We start from the raw sequence: 15236 nt of genomic DNA, 5'->3' as shown, positions 1-15236 counted from the left end.
TCCTAACAGAACGCGGAACCATGAACTCCCGCTCGAACTCCCCCTAGGAGGCTCTCGTGGAGACCCCCCACATAAGCCCGCGCACCACCCACACCTCACGCCGCACCCTGCTGGCCTTCATCGGCGCCGCAGCCGTGGCGGGTCCGATCATCGCCACGCAGACGGCCACCGCGACCCAGACCTCCCCCAGGATCAACGCGGGCGGGCTCGACGACCCGGCGAAGAAGGAGATCGCGATGCAGATCGTCTGCAGCGCGGAGAACTCCTCGCTCGACTGGAAGAAGCAGTACGGCTACATCGAGGACATCGGCGACGAGCGCGGCTACACCGCCGGGATCATCGGCTTCTGTTCCGGCACCGGCGACATGCTCGACCTCGTCGAGCTCTACACCAAGCGCAAGCCGAACAACGTGCTCGCCAAGTACCTGCCCGCGCTGCGCGAGGTCGACGGCACCGACTCGCACGAGGGCCTCGACCCGACGTACACCAAGGACTGGGCGAAGGCCGCCAAGGACCCGGACTTCCAAAAGGCGCAGAACGACGAGCGCGACCGCGTCTACTTCAACCCGGCCGTCAAGCAGGGCAAGACCGACGGGATCGGCGTGCTGGGCCAGTTCGCCTACTACGACGCGATCGTCATGCACGGCGACGGCGGCGACTCCACCAGCTTCAGCAACATCCGCAAGCGCGCGCTGCGTTCGGCCAAGACGCCGGCCCAGGGCGGCGACGAGGTCAAGTACCTCAACGCCTTCCTCGACGCGCGCGTCTGGGCGATGAAGCAGGAGGAGGCGCACGAGGACACCAGCCGGGTCGACACCGCGCAGCGGGTCTTCCTCAAGAAGGGCAACCTCAACCTGAACACTCCGCTGGACTGGAAGGTGTACGGGGAGTCGTTCCACATCGGCTGAGCATTCCCGCCGACGGGCACTGCCGTCACGGCCGTCGAGGCCGCACACCCCGGGATCGCGTCACGTGGCCCCGGGGTGTTCTTCGTAAAGATTGTGTAGCGGTCGATAGATAAAGCTGCTACGGTTCTATCCATAGCGACCGCTACAGAAAGCACGGGGGAGCATCCCATGTCTCACATCGCCCTGCCCGAACCGGCCTTCGCCCGCACCGTCGTCCGCGGCGAAGGGCCTGGACTGCTCCTCGCCCATGGCGCGGGCGGCAGCGTCGCCGCCAACTACGGCCCGATCCTGGACGAGTTGGGCGCCGGTCACACCGTGGTCGGCGTCGACTTCCCGGGCACCGGCGACACCCCGCGCTCCACGACCCCGCTCAGCCTCGACGAACTGGCCGACCAACTGGTGGCCGCCGCCGTCGCGGAGGGCGTGGACACCTTCACGCTGATCGGGTACTCACTGGGCACCGCCGTCGCCGTCCGGGCCGCCGTCCGCCACCCCGAGCGGGTCACGGGCCTGGTCCTGACCGCCCCGTTCGCCCGGCCCAACGCCCGACTGCGCCTGAACGCCACGCACTGGCGCGACCTCTACGCCTCCGGTGCCCACGCACCCCTGGCACAGTTCCTCGTCCCCCTGGCCCTGGGGGCCACGGTCCTCGAATCGCTCCCCGCCGCCGACGTGGACGCCCTGGTGCAGGGGACCGCACAGTCGCTCCCCGAGGGCTCGGCCGAGCACGCCGACCTGGTCACCCGCGTCGAGGTCCGCGACGACCTGGCGCGCGTCACCGTCCCGACCCTGGTGATATCGACGACCGAAGACCTCCTCGTCACGCCCGACCTGCACCGCGAAGTCGCCGCGGGAATCCCGGGCGCCGAGCTGGTCGAGATCCCCACGGGCCACCTGCCGTTCGCCGAGCGCCCGGAGGAGTGGCTCAAGCTCATCACCGCGTTCCTCGGCGAGCGGATGCGCTGAGAGGGCCACGCCGTCAGCGGCGCGGCCCTCCGGTGGCGCTCACCTCAGTCACAGAGGCGGATGTACCAGATGGGGCTCCAGTCGAAGTGGGTCCGGGACTCGCCCGGTCGCGCCGTGAGCACGACATGGCCGTTCTTGTCGTACATCCTGACGGAGTCCTGTCGGGCGTTGACCCACGCGCCGAGGTCCCTGTCGGGGACTTCGTGGAAGCCGCACGAAGAGAACGTCCACACCGTTCCCGGAAGGCCGTTGGGGTCGTCGTAGGCGCAGAAGCTGCCCCGGCCGCACGGGAGGGTGGCCGACGAGGGAGCCCCCGCCGCCGCGGTGGGGGTCGCGGCGAGGCCCGCCCCCAGCAGAGCCGCGCCGCACGCGATCGCCGCGCGCTTCGTCAACCGCATGGCCTAGCAGGGCCTCACGTACCAGACGGGACCCCAGTCGCCGCTCGGGTCGAAGGAGTACGCGCCGGGCGTGGTGTAGATGAGGGCCTTGCTCTTGTTGTACATGCGCGCCCGCGTCCCCGAGGATTGGTTGTTGATCCACGAGCCGCCGCTGTTCCAGCCGTCGGGGATCTCGTGCAGGCTGCACGACGCGACGTTCCATTGGCTGCCGGAGTAGTTGGCGCCCTTGTAACCGCAGAAGTCGTAGTAGGGGCAGTTCCCCAGGGCCGTGGCGGGGGAATTGCCGTCGAGGCCGCTGTTGAGGGCGCGCGCGTACTTCTCTCCCGGGACGGTGAGTGTCACCGAACCGCCCTTCACGGCGATCTTGTTGGCGGCGATCTGCGTGCCGCCGGACGTGGCGAGGAAGGAGTCCACCCGCTTCTGGAGGCCACTGATCTGCTGGGCGCTCAGCCCGTCGCGAGCCGCTTCGGAGCGGAACGCCGCGGCGCCGTTCGCCACTGTGCCGTTCGTCGTGTCGGCGGTGCCGGAGGCGAGTGCCGGGGCGGCGATGCCCGCCGCGCCGAGGAGAGCCGCTCCCGCGGTGATCGCGATGTGGGTGCGCAAGCGCATGTCTGCCACTTCCTTTCGACGAAGCCCCGGGGCCGGCCCGTCGAGGAACGGGGTCCCGGGTGCCGGATGGCGTCCACACCCTGGCGGGCTCCCGCAACCACGGTATTGAAGAAATTCGCAGTGGGTTCGCAGGCGGCCTGAATTCGGTTTCCTCACCCCGCCTTCGACCTGGTTCATTCAATGGCCAGAACGGCACTGGTGATCTCGCCTTGTACTCTGTCGGCGATCACCGGACCCTCGTGGATGCCACTTCGGATGGCCAGGAATTTCCGGGGAGTGCATCCGATCATGGTTTTGAACTCCCGCGCGAAGTGGGCCTGATCGCTGAAATGACAGGCGGCGGCGACCCGGGACGGAGAACGGACTTCCGTGAGCAGCCGAAGGGCTCTGCGCAGGCGAAGCACCCTGGCCGCGGCCTTCGGGGTCAGTCCGATCTGCTCGCGGAAGCGGTGCTCGAACTGCCGCCAGCCCCACCCGGTCCGCTCCGCGAGCAGCCGGATCGGGATGGTCCCGGAGGAGCGGACGAGTTCCCGCCAGGCGTAGCGCACCCGGGGCGAGGAAGGCGGCCCTGCCCCGATCCACCGCACGAGCGTCGCGTCCAGACGGTCGAAGCGCTCGGCCCATCCCCCGGCCGCCACGAGTTCCTCGGTGAGCAGCGGGAAGCGGTGGCCGAGCAGCTCCGCCGGGTCGGTGAAGCACTCGGAGAGCTCTCGCATGGGCGTCCCGAACAGGGAGAACGCCGCCCAGGGGGCGAGGATGACCTCCAGGCCGTACAGCTTTCCGTCGTGTCGGCCGTAGGTCGCGTGGGTACTCAGTCCTGAGATCATCGACCGGTGCGTGGCCGTCGGCAGGGTGGGGTCCACCGCGTCGGCCAGCTCCACCGCGCGGTCGAAGGCCAGCACCAAGGTCACGACGCCGTCCGGCACTTCGAGCCGGGTCCGCGGCCGGTCGAGGTCCAGGCGGAACCCCCGGTAGCTCTGCACGCCCGGCCGCAGCCGGGCATCGGGCGAGGCGGTGGCCGTTTCCCACTGCCCCTGTGGACAGCTTAAATGTTGCATGAATTCCCCCATCGACCGTCTGGCGCTGCCCTTGGCGCGTATGCGCCGCAGCGGTAATTCGCCACGGCGGCGCATGGCCGACACCCGCGACACTCCCCCTCCCCTTCTCGTTCCCGCCGCAGGATCGGCTGATGTTCCACATCCAACTGACCCGTACATACTCGGACCATTACCGGAGATCCAGGAACAGCTCTTTCTTGCCGTCGTTGCTTTTCGGCGGCCGCAGCTCCGCGTTCGCCCGTGCGTCTCGTCCACGCATGCCCCTTGCCTCACCCCGGTGGAGATGGGTACGGTCCCGGCCAACTCCCGCTCTACGCGCGTCAACACGCACCGAGGTGAAAGATCCCCATGTTCCTCCGTACGACCGTTCTCGCGACTGTCACCGCCGCGTTCCTCACCTCAGGGGCCCCCGCCGTCCCCGCCGCCTCCGCCGTCGACGACGGTTGGCAGCGGGCCGGTGACGACATCCGCTCCGGCATCAGCGGTCTCGCCCTCACCGGCCGCGCGGGCGGTGCCACGCACGCGCTCGTCGTACGCGACAACAAGAAGCCCGGCCAGAACCGCGTCGCCGAACTCACCTATCGGCCCGGGAAGTCCGCCCTCATAGAGCCGCTGGCCTGGTCCGGCGGCGCCGAGCCGATCGACCTGGAGGCGATCGAGGCGGTGCCCGGGGCCTCCGGCGAGTACGTGGCGCTCGCCAGCCGCGGTCTCGTCTACCACCTGAAGGTCACCGGCTCCGAGGTGCGGGTCCTCGACACCTCGCCGCTGCCCGCGATCGCCGACGGCGACGACTACGAGAGCTTCACGCTGGCCGCGCGGGACGGGAAGACGGTGGCGGTCTGGGCCGATCGCGGTGCGGGCAAGGAGCGGCCCTCGGTCGTGCGTGCGGCCGCGTTCGGCTTCAACGAGTACGGCGAGGCGGACTTCGGCCCGGTCACCACCGCCCGCTTCCGCGCCGCCTACCCGAAGGGTGCCGTACGCCACGCCTCCGACCTCAGCGTCACCGCCTCGGGCCGTCTGCTCGTCGGCTCGGCGTCGGACGCGGGCGACGACGGACCGTTCGACTCGGCGGTCAGCGACGCGGGCACGGTGTCCGTCGGACGCACCGGGAAGGTACGGCTCGGCATCGCCAAGTCCCCCGAAGTCCTGCGGAAGTTCAAGGGCCACAAGATAGAGGCGGTGGAGTGCGTGCCGGGCACGCGGACGGTGCTGCTCGGCACGGACGACGAGAACGCGGGGGCGGTGGTGACATCGGTGAACAAGCTCGGCTGAGCCCTCGTCGGCCTCCGTCGTCAGCCCCGGGGGCGACAGACCGCGGCCGTCGCCGCGAGGACCGCGGCGGCCCCTCCCGCCACCATCACCACGGAGACGGAGGCCGCGTCCACGACCGCGCCACCCGCCAGCGCGCCGAACGAGAGCGTCGCCTGGAACGACGAGGTGAACAGGACGGACGCCGCCTCGGGCGCGTGCGGCGCGGCGGTCGCGAACCAGGTCTGTGAACACACCGGCACGGCACCGTAGGCGAGGCCCCACACCAGGAGCAGCGCGAGCGCGCCGGGGCGGCTCGTGCCGAGGAGCGGCAGGAGCAGGGTCGCCGCGGCGACGAGCACCGCCGCGAGGGCGAAGGTGGTCCGCAGCGCGCGCCGGACCCAGGCGCCCGCCAGGAAGTTGCCGACGATGCCCGCGGTGCCGTAGGCGAGCAGGAAGGCGGTGATCAGGCCCGGTCCCGCGTGCGTCACGTCGGCCAGGAACGGGGTGACGTACGTGTACGTGGCGAAGTGCGCGGTCACGATCAGGAACGTCACGGCGAGACCGGCGCGGGCGCGGGCGGTGCCGAGCAGGTCGCGCAGGACGGCGAGCCGGGTGACCTGTTGGGGCGCGAGCGGTGGCAGGGACACGAGGAGCGCGGCGAGTACGCCCAGCGTGAGGACGCCCATCGTGACGAACACCGCACGCCAGCCCGCGAGTTGGGCGAGCAGCGTGCCCGCGGGGACGCCGAGCACGGAACCCAGGGGGACGGCGGAGAAGATCAGCGCGGTCGCCCGCCCCACCCGCTCCGCCGGAACGAGCCGTTCCGCGAGCCCCACGCCGATGGACCAGAACGCGCCGATGACGCATCCGACGAGCACCCGCGAGACCATCATCAGCCAGTACGCGGGCGCGCACGCGGCCAGGAAGTTCGCGAGGGCGAGCACGGCCATCAGCAGGCAGAGCATGCGACGCCGGTCGACGCGGCCGGTGCCGACCGTGACGACCGGCGCGGCGACGGCGGCCAGGATCCCCGGCAGCGTCATCATCAGCCCCGCCGTACCGTCCGACGCGCCGAAGGTGTCGCCGATGGGCGTGAGGAGCCCGATGGGCAGGATCTCGGTGGTGACGATCGAGAAGAGCCCCAGGGTGAGGGAGACGACGGCGAACCAGCCGAGGCGGGGCGAGCGGACGGTGGTGGGGGCGGCGGCGGTCGCGCTCGCGCTCGGGGCGAGCGGGGCCGACGTGGGTGTCTGTGCGGGCATGGTGCCGAGTCCATCAGCGAGCACCTGCCGGGGTCTGGCACGAATGCGACGTGGACGTCGCTACCTCTGCCCGGTCGTGGCCCGGCAGGTCAGGTCCTCGGCAGGGAGCCTGCCCGTGATCAGGTAGCGCGTCGCGGCCAGGTCCGCGCAGGGGTTGCCGTCGGGCGCGTAGAGGACGCCGTGCCCCTCGCCGTCGGCGACGGTGAGCATCAGGGAGCCGCGCAGGGCCCGGTGCATGGCCCGGCCGGAGAAGAGGGGCGTCTGGGAGTCCCACTCGTTCTGCGTGATCAGCGCGCCGACCTCGTTGCCGATCCTGGTCTGCGGCTCACTGCCCCGCTGCCAGAAGGCACAGGGGGTGATGGCGGCCGCGAAGTCGCCGTAGAGCGGGTACCGGGCCTTGTCGCGGATCGCCTCGCGGCGGTACCGCTCGGGGTCGTGCGACCAGGTGCGGGTGTCGGCGCACATGGAGGACCAGGCGATGGAGAGGTAGTTGTCGTCGGTGGCGTCGTTCGCCTCGTTCTTGTAGGGACGGTGCTCCCCCTTGGCCGCCGCCTCCTTCAGTGCGGCGATCCTTTCGGCGGCCTTCCTTACGTGGAAGAACGTGCTGTTGTCGGCACGGATGTCGTCGCCGGTGAGGGGCTGCCCCTTGAAGGGGACGGGCTCGCGGTTCGCCCGCGCGATCAGGTCCCAGTAGGCCTTGCGGACCTCGGCAGGAGTCTCGCCGAGGCCGTAGGTCGTGTGCCGACGGGCGGTCCACGCGGTCCAGCGCGTGAAGGCCTGCTCGGCCGCCTTCGCCATGTCCTGGAACATCCCCCGGTAGATCCGGGTCGGGTCGGTCGCGCTGTCCAGCACGATCCGGTCGACCCGCCTGGGGAACAACTGCGTGTAGACGGCGCCGAGGTAGGTGCCGTAGGACATCCCCAGGTAGGAGATCTTCTTCTCCCCCAGCGCGGCACGCATGACGTCCATGTCACGGGCGCTGTTGCGGGTGGTGAGGTGCGGCAGCTTGTCACCGGCCGCGACCCGGCACTTCTCCGCGAAGGTACGGGCCCGGGCCACGTCCTTCGCGAAGGTCTCCGCCTTGTACGGATGATCGGCCTGTTCGTCGGCGGTCAGCCCGCAGTTGACGGGAGCGCTCCGCCCGACGCCCCTCGGGTCGAAGCCGACGAGGTCGTACCGCCGCCTCACTTCCGCGGGGAACTTCATGAGCGGGTCGACGGGCAGCCGCAGTCCCGGGGCGCCGGGGCCGCCCGGGTTGAGCAGCAGAACGCCGTGACGTGCCTGGGCGCTCCCCGCCTTCAGCCGGGACATCGCGATGCCGATCGTCCGGCCGCCGGGGTCGCCGTAGTCCAACGGCACTTCGAGCGTCGCGCATTGGAAGGTGGCGGGGCTCTTGGCGTCGCAGCGTTTCCAATGGAGCTTTTGCTGTGTGTACTTCCGCAGGGGGTTCTCGGCGGTGGAGGCGTCGGATGCCGTGGCGGCGGTGAAGACCGTCGCGGGCGCCAGCGCCGAAAGGGCGGCCGCCGCGAGGCCGATGGTGAGGAGGGGGGCCTTGAGGGTGTTTCGGCTTCGCACGGTGGTGGGGCCTTTCAATTTCCGTTCAGGTGCTCGCGGACGCACTGCGTGTACTGGTGGAAACTGTCGGGCTGATAGCAATCCTGCGTCTTGTTCGCGTACCAGACCATGAAGACGGCGACGAGCCCGGACACCACGATCGCGAGGGACGACGTCACCACCGCGGTGACGGCCTTGCCCCGGCCCGTGCCGGTCCGCTTGGCCGTCATCAGCGCGGCGATGCCCAGAATCAGGCCGATCACGGCGAGCGGGCCGCCGACAAGGACGACCGAGGTGGGCAGGCCGATGATGCCCAGTGTCATGGCGGCCGTGGCCAGACTGTTCTTCGGTGCCTTCGGTGCCTTCGGTGTTTCAGGTGCCGTGTGGTTCGGCGGTGTCTCGATTGCCTGGGCGTTCATCAGCCCGTCCTTTCGCCCATCAACTGGTGAGGCCCCGATTCTGGTTTCGGGGGCCCTTGGGCACATCGCGGAAAGGCGGGAGAATTCCCTCCCCCGATCGAGGGAGGGCGCCGGTGGACCGTCCGGTCATACTTACCTGGCCATGTTCAAAGGAATCCGGCCGCTGCTGCGCGGCTCCACGTACGCGGGTGCGCTCTTCGCCTATTGCGGCGCCTTGGCGAGCCTTCCCTTGCTGCCTTTCGCGGCACTACCGGCGATGGCTTGGCCATCCGCTTCCTGGGGAGCGCAGTTCGCTCTCACCGCGCTGGTCTGGGCCGTACTGATCGGCGTGATCGGCCTTGCTCGCACCACGCGGCGGGTACTGATCGCCTGCGCGCGGCGGATGCTGGGGGTGCCGCTGCCGGATCCCGTGGGCGAGTCCCGGGGTGCCGACCGTCTGCGGACCCCGCTGTGGCTCCTGGCGCATGTGGTGCTGGGGTGGGCGGGGGCGCAGCTGAGCGTCCTGCTGTTCGGCGCGGCCCTGCTCCTTCCCGGCGGCTGGGCGGGAGCCGAGGCCGGGGTGAGTGTGAACGGCTGGTCGCTGCGGGCGGAGAGCGGCTGGCAGAGCTGGGCGACGGCGCTCTGCTGCCTGCTCCTGGCGGCGGCCCTGTGCCTCGCGGTGACGTGGGCCCTGCGGTGGCTGGCTCCCAGGCTGCTCGGTCCTTCGTCGGCCGAGCGACTCGCGCTGGCGGCCGAGCGGGAGCGGGTCCTCGCCGAGCGGGAGCGGGCCCTTGCCGAGCGCAATCGGCTGGCCCACGAGTTGCACGACTCGATCGGGCACACCCTGACGGCCGCCACGATCCAGGCGGCGGTGGCGGGCGAGGTGCTCGGCGCCGACCCGGGGGCGGCGCGGGCCGCCCTGCGCAGCATCGAGGAGTCGACGCGGGCCGCCCTGGAGGACCTGGACCACGTCCTTGGCATGCTGCGCGAGGACAAGGCGGGGACGGCGCCGACCCGCACCCTGGCCGACCTGCCCGAACTGCTCGACCGGCTGCGGCACGCGGGCGCGGTGGTGGAGCCAGAGCTGTCGGGCGACCACGCGCAGGTGCAGGGCACGCTGTCCCGGGCGGCGTACCGGATCCTGCAAGAAGGACTGACGAACGCGCTGCGGCACGGAGCGGGCGGTCCGATCCGGGTCACGGTGACGGCCGCGGGGGACTCGCTGGAGCTCGACGTGGTCAACAGGGTCGGGAGCGGAGCCGGGGCCGGGGCCGGGGCCGGGGCCGGGGCCGGGGCCGGGGCCGGGGCCGGGGCCGGGAAGGGAAAGAGCCCGGACGCCTTCCCGACGTCCGGGCACGGCCTGCCCGGCCTCGTGGAGCGTGTGCGACTCCTGCACGGCGACATCGAGGCCGGTCCTGACGGACCCGAGCACTGGCGGCTCGCGGTCCGGCTGCCGGTACGGTTGCCCGCATGATCGGCTCACGAGCGAGCGCAGCGGCAGCGACCGGCCCCGACGCGAGCGCAGCCGTCACACCTGACACCACGGACGACTCCCACACCTCCGACGCCACCGACCGCACCACCCTCCTGATCGCGGACGACGACGCGGTGACCCGCAGCGGTCTGCGCACGCTGCTCGCGATGCAGCCCGGGATCGCCGTCGTCGGGGAGGCCGCCGACGGCGTCGAAGCGGTCGAGCGGGCGCGGCGCTCGCGGCCCGACGTGGTCCTGATGGACGTACGGATGCCGCGCCTCAACGGCATCGAGGCCACCCGGCAGCTCCTCGCCGGGCCCGCCGCCCCGCCGAAGGTCGTGGTGATCACCACCTTCGAGAACGACGACTACGTCACCGCCGCGCTCAGCGCCGGGGCCAGCGGCTTCGTGCTCAAGCGGCTCCCCGTCCCCAAGATCGCGGAGGCGGTGCGGGTGGTCGCGGCGGGCGAGGCGATCCTCTTCCCCGCGGCCCTGCGTCAGATGGTCACCACCCGCCCGCGGGAGTCCGCCGACGCGCTGCCGCGGGCGGCACTGACGGCCAGGGAGGAGGCGGTCCTGCGCCTGATGGCCACCGGCCGCTCCAATCCGGACATCGCGGAGTCGTGCGGAGTGAGTCTGGAGACGGTGAAGACGCACGTCGGGAACGTACTGACCAAACTCGGCGCACAGAACCGGACCCACGCGGTGGTCATCGCGTACGAGACCGGCCTGGTCGTGCCCGGGGTGCCGGGCTGACGCGACATCAGGCGGCCCGCTCCCGCCTGCGCGCCTGCCGCGGAACCACGCACTATTTAGTGCGTACTTGGCGCCGAGGGGCTCACGGAGCACTCGGAGCCCGAGACCGTACGGCGCCTCAGGACGCGTCGGTCCTGAGAGCAGCCGATCCCGGAGGCCCCGCCACCAGGAGGGCGAGCAGCCCGGGGAACCTCTTCTCGATGTCCGCGCGTCGCAGCCGGATGCCCTTGCGGTTGCCGTAGTCGATTTCGTCCACGAGACCCGCCTCGCGCAGGACGCGGAAGTGGTGGGTCTGGGTCTGCTTCGAGATCGGAAGATCGAACGAGTTGCAGCCCCGCTCGCTGTCGTCGCGGTCGGCGGCCAACTGCGTCAGCACCGAGCGGCGGTGATCGTCGGCGAGGGCGCGGAACACCGCACCCAGATCGAGCGCATCGGCCTCCGGGCCAACCAGGTTCTTCCCGGTCACGCGACACCTCCTTCAGGTACGACTTGAATCGTACCTGAAGGCTGTGCTCCACTCAGGTACGAAATTTTTCGTACCTGAGAGGTCATCGCCATGAACAAGCCCGAGGTGCTGATAGTCGGTGCCGGAATCGCAGGGCCCGCGCTCGCGTACTGGCTCTCGCGGAACGGCTACCGGCCGACGGTCGTCGAACATGCCAGGCAGCTGCGCTCCGGTGGCAGCGCGATCGTCGTGAAGGGGCCCGCGATCCCGGTCGCCGACCGCATGGGCGTCCTCCCGCAGCTCCACGGGCTCGCCACCCGCACTCGGTCACTGAGCCTGCTCGACCCCGACGGCAGGCGGATCCTGCGACTCCCGCTCGCCTCGGACAAGGCGCCCACGGTCGAGGTCACCCGGGCCGACCTGTCCGAGGTGCTCCACCGGTCGGCGCGGACCGACGCCGAGTTCTTGTTCGACGACACGGTCACCGCACTCGACCAGGACGCGGACGGGGTCGACGTCACCTTCCGGCGGTCCGCGCCACGGCGCTTCGACCTGGTGGTCGGTGCCGACGGGATGCACTCGACCGTGCGGCGCCTGGTGTTCGGGCCCGAGCGGCAGTTCGCGGGCGACCTGGGCCTGTACGGCGCGACCGTGCCGCTGGATCCCGGCGCCGTCGAGGACCCGAGCGAGATGACGATGCTGACCGCGCCGAACCGGATGCTGGTCCTCCACCCCTCGCGGACCACTCCGCTCGCGATCTTCACCTTCCGGGCCGCACGGTCGGCGCCCCACGACCGCAAGAACGTCGCCCTCCACAAACAGACCGTGGCCGACGCCTACGCCGACGTGCGGTGGCGGGCACCGGAGTTCGTGGCGGCGTTCGTCGACCACCCGGCTCCGTACTTCGACCCGCTGACCACCGTCCGGGTGCCCTCGTGGTCCCGCGGACGGGTCGTCCTGCTCGGGGACGCGGCGGCGGCGACAGCCCTGCTGGGTGACGGGTCCAGCATGGCGATGGCGGGCGCGTACGCCCTCGCGGAAGAGCTCGCCGCCCATCCCGGTGATCACGCCCGGGCCTTCGCCGCCTACGAGTCGCGGCTCCGCCGTGAGGTAGGCCCGCGGCAGCGCCGCGTCGGTCCGCTCTCCAGGCTCCTGGTGCCCCGCACCCGGTCCGGCCTCGCGGTGCGCAACGCGGTCGGCCGCACAGTCGGCCGCACGAAGCGGACCGCCTCCCGCGAAGCCGCGAGATGAGAGCGAGCCCCGATTGTCAGTGCCGGGGACGACAATCCCCGCATGACCTCACCCCAGCAGCTCCACGGCCTCCTCACCGATCTGGGACTCGCGGAGGCGGCCACGTTCACAGCCGTGCACGGCGGCGACGAGGACGCCGTCATCCGTCTCTTCGGCGGCAACCCCGAGCAGTGCTGTCCCCTGCGCCTGGAGGAACTGCGCGAGCACTACGACAGGGACCTCATCCTGGTCTCCCGGTCAGGACCTGCCGTCGTCGTCGTGGAGAACAACAACTATCAAGGGTCTCGCGAGGAGGTGCTGCGTCCGCTCTCCCGGCGCGGACGCACCGCCAGCGCCTACTGGAACGTCAACGCGGTCTCCCAACTGACCCTGGCCGAGGACGGACTGATCTCCTCCGCATTCGAAATGCTCGTGCCCGAGGGCATATTCGGCGCGCGCCCCGACGCCTGGCAGCCCCTGTTGCGGGGGCTGAGCCTGGAAGACGATGACTACCTGTGGGGCACCGGTCTGGCGGCCGTCGAGCGCGCGACCGGTGCGCGATTCGACGACGCCTGGGTACGGGGCCCGCACCGCGCCGTGGAGATCACGCGGGTGCCTGAGTACCTGCTGGGGCAAGGACTCATCGACTCACCCCTACTCAAGCGGGAGCCCTTCGTCAGCTATCTGGCCGACCTGGGACCTTCGTCGCTGACGCCGATGCGGCGCCACGCCCTGGACCTGGCCCTCGCCCACGCCGGCCTGGGCGAACACCCACTGGCCGTAACAGCACTTGCGGCCGCCACCGTCCCGGCCGCCGCAAGAGTGCGACTGCACGAGGACCTCGCCGCCGCACACGACCAAGAGCTGCTCCGGGCACGGGCACTTCTGATCGGCGAGCCGGAAGAGTTCGAACCCGAGTGGGAACGCCCCTCCCACCTCGTCTTCCGTCAGGCCATCGTCTTCGGCGTCCTGGCCCAGTGCGTCGCCGCCCAGCTGCCCACCCCGACGGACGGCCTCCCGGACATCCTCAGCTCCTTGGTCACGGCGATGACCGGGGACGGCGCGCGCGTCGAGGAGTTCTGGATGGTCGCGCACCTGCACAACGCGGTGCGAAGAGCGGCCTGAGCCACGATCAGGAGCATCGCGTCCTGCTGCTCCACATCGCTGTCGGTCGCCACGTGCAGGGGCACGAACACCACCACCCCTGGCCGCCGTCGGTGGCGCGGACGACGCGCAGGCCGGTCAGGAATTCGCCGACGCTCGCCCGTGCCGGACGGGTCAGCGCGACGCGGTTGAGGAACGAGGCGCCGAGTGCCGCGGCCCACACCGTCGGTGCCCCGACGCGGAGTTCGACCGCCCCGTCGGCCACCGTGGGGCCGGTCGCCGCCGGGCGGTGAGCCTGCGTGACTGCGTGGGGGCGGGAGGGGATGTGTGGGGGTGGGTGATCACGGCGTACCAGCGTAGTCAGGCTCCGCGGAGGGCGGGAGGAGGGAGGGGTCCGTCTCAGTGCGTCGTCGCGGGTTCCGGGTCCGGTGGGACCGAACTCTCCTTCGTACCGAGGTGGTTGAAGATCAGGTTCAGTGTCACCGCGAGGATGCAGCCCGTGGAGATGCCCGAGCCGAGGACGATCTGCGCCCAGTCGGGGAACGCTTCGTAGAAGCCGTCGGAGAGTGCGGGGGCCAGGCCCGCGCCGAGGGTGACGACCACGATCAGCGCGTTGTCGCCCCGGTGCAGGTCGGCCTGGAAGAGGGTCTGGATGCCGCTGACCGCGATGGAGCCGAAGAGGAAGAGGCTCACGGCGGCGAGCACCGGCATGGGGACCACGGAGATCAGCGCGGCCGCGGCGGGGCTGAGGCCGATCAGGACCAGGATGGCGCCGCTGAGGGCGACGACGAAGCGGCTGCGCACCTTGGAGATGACGACCAGGCCGATGTTCTGCGCGAACGCGCTGGCGTGGAAGGCGTTGAAGAGGGGGCTCAGCGCCGAGCCGAGCGCATCGGCGCGCAGGCCGCGGGCGATGGTCTTCTCGTCGACGTCCTTCTCGACGATCTTGCCGAGGGCGATCATGTCGGCGGTCGACTCGGTGAGGATCACCAGCATCACGACGCACATGGAGATGATCGCGGGGATGTTGAACTCCGGGGCGCCGAAGTGCAGCGGGGACGGGATGCCGACCGGGTCGGCGCCGTCCAGCTTCGAGAAGTCGGCGAGGCCCATCGGTATCGCGAGCAGCGTGCCGAAGACCATCGCGAAGAGCATGCTGATCTGCTTGAGGAAGCCGCGCGTGAAGCGCTGGAGCAGGAGCATGACCAGGACGGTGGCGCCCGCGAGCCCGATGCTCTTCGGTTCCGGCGTGCCGGTCGTCGAGTCGTCCACGATCCAGTCGTACGCGACGGGGATCAGCGAGACGCCGATCAGGGTGATGACCGAGCCGGTGACGACGGGCGGGAAGAAGCGGACCAGGCGCGAGAAGTACGAACTGACCAGGAAACCGAAGAGACTTGAGACGATGATCGCGCCGAACACGATCGGCATGCCCGCCTCGACGCCGCCCTGGGTCGAGATGATCGTCAGCATCACGCCGACGCCCGCGAACGAGACGCCGTTGACGAACGGCAGGCGCGAGCCGATGAAGGTGCCGATGCCGAGGGTCTGGAGGAGCGTCGCGATGCCCGCCATCAGGAGGCTGCCGCCCATGAGTACGGCCGTGTCGCCCGGCGACATCTTCGCCGCGACGGCCACGACGAGCGGGACGGAGACCGCGCCCGCGTACATGGAGGCGACGTGCTGGAGGCTGGCGACGAGCATCCGGCCCGGCGGCAGGACCTCGTCGACGGGGTGGACTTCCGGGGTGCCCGCACGCGCGGCGGCGGACTTCGCTGCAGAACTCATGGGTGGCGCTTCTTCCGTTGCGTGACGCCGGAAGTC

16 protein-coding genes are annotated in these 15236 nt (G+C 70.7%); 7 read left to right on the top strand and 9 right to left on the bottom strand.

Annotated features, from left to right (window positions below; translation table 11 throughout):
- The first annotated feature begins 56 nt into the window (after positions 1–56).
- Both KY5_RS33300 and KY5_RS33295 read left to right on the top strand, forming a co-directional pair.
- Positions 57–908, top strand: a complete 852-nt coding sequence (locus KY5_RS33300; protein ID WP_098245679.1) for a chitosanase — start codon at positions 57–59, stop codon at positions 906–908.
- Between the two features lie 168 nt (positions 909–1076).
- Positions 1077–1874: an alpha/beta fold hydrolase gene (locus KY5_RS33295; RefSeq protein ID WP_098245678.1), complete on the top strand. Its 798-nt coding sequence runs from the start codon at positions 1077–1079 to the stop codon at positions 1872–1874.
- Positions 1875–1918: 44 nt separating this feature from the next.
- Here KY5_RS33295 and KY5_RS33290 read toward each other — a convergent pair whose 3' ends face one another.
- The 3 genes from KY5_RS33290 to KY5_RS33280 all read right to left on the bottom strand — a co-directional run bounded on the left by KY5_RS33290 (position 1919) and on the right by KY5_RS33280 (position 4014).
- Positions 1919–2272, bottom strand: coding sequence for a hypothetical protein (locus KY5_RS33290; RefSeq protein WP_098245677.1), 354 nt, complete (start codon positions 2270–2272; stop codon positions 1919–1921).
- Positions 2273–2275: 3 nt separating this feature from the next.
- Positions 2276–2881 carry a hypothetical protein gene (locus KY5_RS33285; protein WP_098245676.1) on the bottom strand — a complete coding sequence of 202 codons (606 nt, stop codon included), beginning with the start codon at positions 2879–2881 and terminating at the stop codon, positions 2276–2278.
- A 173-nt stretch (positions 2882–3054) separates the two neighbouring features.
- Positions 3055–4014 carry a helix-turn-helix domain-containing protein gene (locus KY5_RS33280; protein ID WP_234362984.1) on the bottom strand — a complete coding sequence of 320 codons (960 nt, stop codon included), beginning with the start codon at positions 4012–4014 and terminating at the stop codon, positions 3055–3057.
- A gap of 273 nt (positions 4015–4287) precedes the next feature.
- Between KY5_RS33280 and KY5_RS33275 the strand changes: the two genes are divergently transcribed.
- Positions 4288–5211, top strand: coding sequence for a hypothetical protein (locus tag KY5_RS33275; protein WP_098245675.1), 924 nt, complete (start codon positions 4288–4290; stop codon positions 5209–5211).
- Between the two features lie 20 nt (positions 5212–5231).
- Here KY5_RS33275 and KY5_RS33270 read toward each other — a convergent pair whose 3' ends face one another.
- From KY5_RS33270 to KY5_RS33260, 3 genes are read right to left on the bottom strand one after another with little or no spacing between them, the layout of a single operon-like run.
- Positions 5232–6452, bottom strand: coding sequence for an MFS transporter (locus KY5_RS33270; RefSeq protein ID WP_098245674.1), 1221 nt, complete (start codon positions 6450–6452; stop codon positions 5232–5234).
- A gap of 60 nt (positions 6453–6512) precedes the next feature.
- Positions 6513–8027 carry an alpha/beta hydrolase gene (locus KY5_RS33265; RefSeq protein ID WP_098245673.1) on the bottom strand — a complete coding sequence of 505 codons (1515 nt, stop codon included), beginning with the start codon at positions 8025–8027 and terminating at the stop codon, positions 6513–6515.
- A gap of 14 nt (positions 8028–8041) precedes the next feature.
- Positions 8042–8425 (bottom strand): DUF4190 domain-containing protein, encoded by a 384-nt coding sequence (locus tag KY5_RS33260; RefSeq protein WP_098245672.1) that lies wholly within the window; start codon positions 8423–8425, stop codon positions 8042–8044.
- 142 nt (positions 8426–8567) lie between these two features.
- On the opposite strand from KY5_RS33260, the gene KY5_RS33255 reads away from it, so the two are divergent.
- The gene (locus KY5_RS33255) at positions 8568–9878 is read left to right on the top strand and encodes a sensor histidine kinase (RefSeq protein ID WP_098245671.1); all 1311 of its coding nucleotides are present in this window, start codon (positions 8568–8570) and stop codon (positions 9876–9878) included.
- Positions 9875–10633, top strand: coding sequence for a response regulator transcription factor (locus KY5_RS33250; protein ID WP_098245670.1), 759 nt, complete (start codon positions 9875–9877; stop codon positions 10631–10633). Before KY5_RS33255 ends, KY5_RS33250 begins: the two co-directional genes overlap by 4 nt.
- Positions 10634–10751: 118 nt before the next feature.
- On the opposite strand, the gene KY5_RS33245 is transcribed toward KY5_RS33250, so the two are convergent.
- On the bottom strand, positions 10752–11099 hold the full coding sequence (locus KY5_RS33245) for an ArsR/SmtB family transcription factor (protein WP_098245669.1): 348 nt from the start codon (positions 11097–11099) through the stop codon (positions 10752–10754).
- 90 nt (positions 11100–11189) lie between these two features.
- Here KY5_RS33245 and KY5_RS33240 point away from each other — a divergent pair, with 90 nt between their 5' ends.
- Entirely contained in the window at positions 11190–12329 is a 1140-nt protein-coding gene (locus KY5_RS33240) for an FAD-dependent monooxygenase (protein ID WP_098245668.1), read from the top strand.
- A 42-nt stretch (positions 12330–12371) separates the two neighbouring features.
- Complete coding sequence (locus tag KY5_RS33235) at positions 12372–13433, top strand: DUF6461 domain-containing protein (RefSeq protein WP_098245667.1); 1062 nt, start codon at positions 12372–12374, stop codon at positions 13431–13433.
- Between the two features lie 7 nt (positions 13434–13440).
- On the opposite strand, the gene KY5_RS41955 is transcribed toward KY5_RS33235, so the two are convergent.
- Together KY5_RS41955 and KY5_RS33230 are read right to left on the bottom strand one after the other, a co-directional pair.
- Positions 13441–13677: a hypothetical protein gene (locus tag KY5_RS41955; protein ID WP_159072660.1), complete on the bottom strand. Its 237-nt coding sequence runs from the start codon at positions 13675–13677 to the stop codon at positions 13441–13443.
- 134 nt (positions 13678–13811) lie between these two features.
- The gene (locus tag KY5_RS33230; protein ID WP_098245666.1) at positions 13812–15200 is read right to left on the bottom strand and encodes a nucleobase:cation symporter-2 family protein; all 1389 of its coding nucleotides are present in this window, start codon (positions 15198–15200) and stop codon (positions 13812–13814) included.
- Positions 15201–15236 lie beyond the last annotated feature (36 nt).

Source organism: Streptomyces formicae, assembly GCF_002556545.1.
Classification (GTDB): domain Bacteria; phylum Actinomycetota; class Actinomycetes; order Streptomycetales; family Streptomycetaceae; genus Streptomyces; species Streptomyces formicae_A.
Note: the sequence above shows the minus strand (reverse complement) of the source record. Positions and strands in the feature narration are given on the sequence as shown.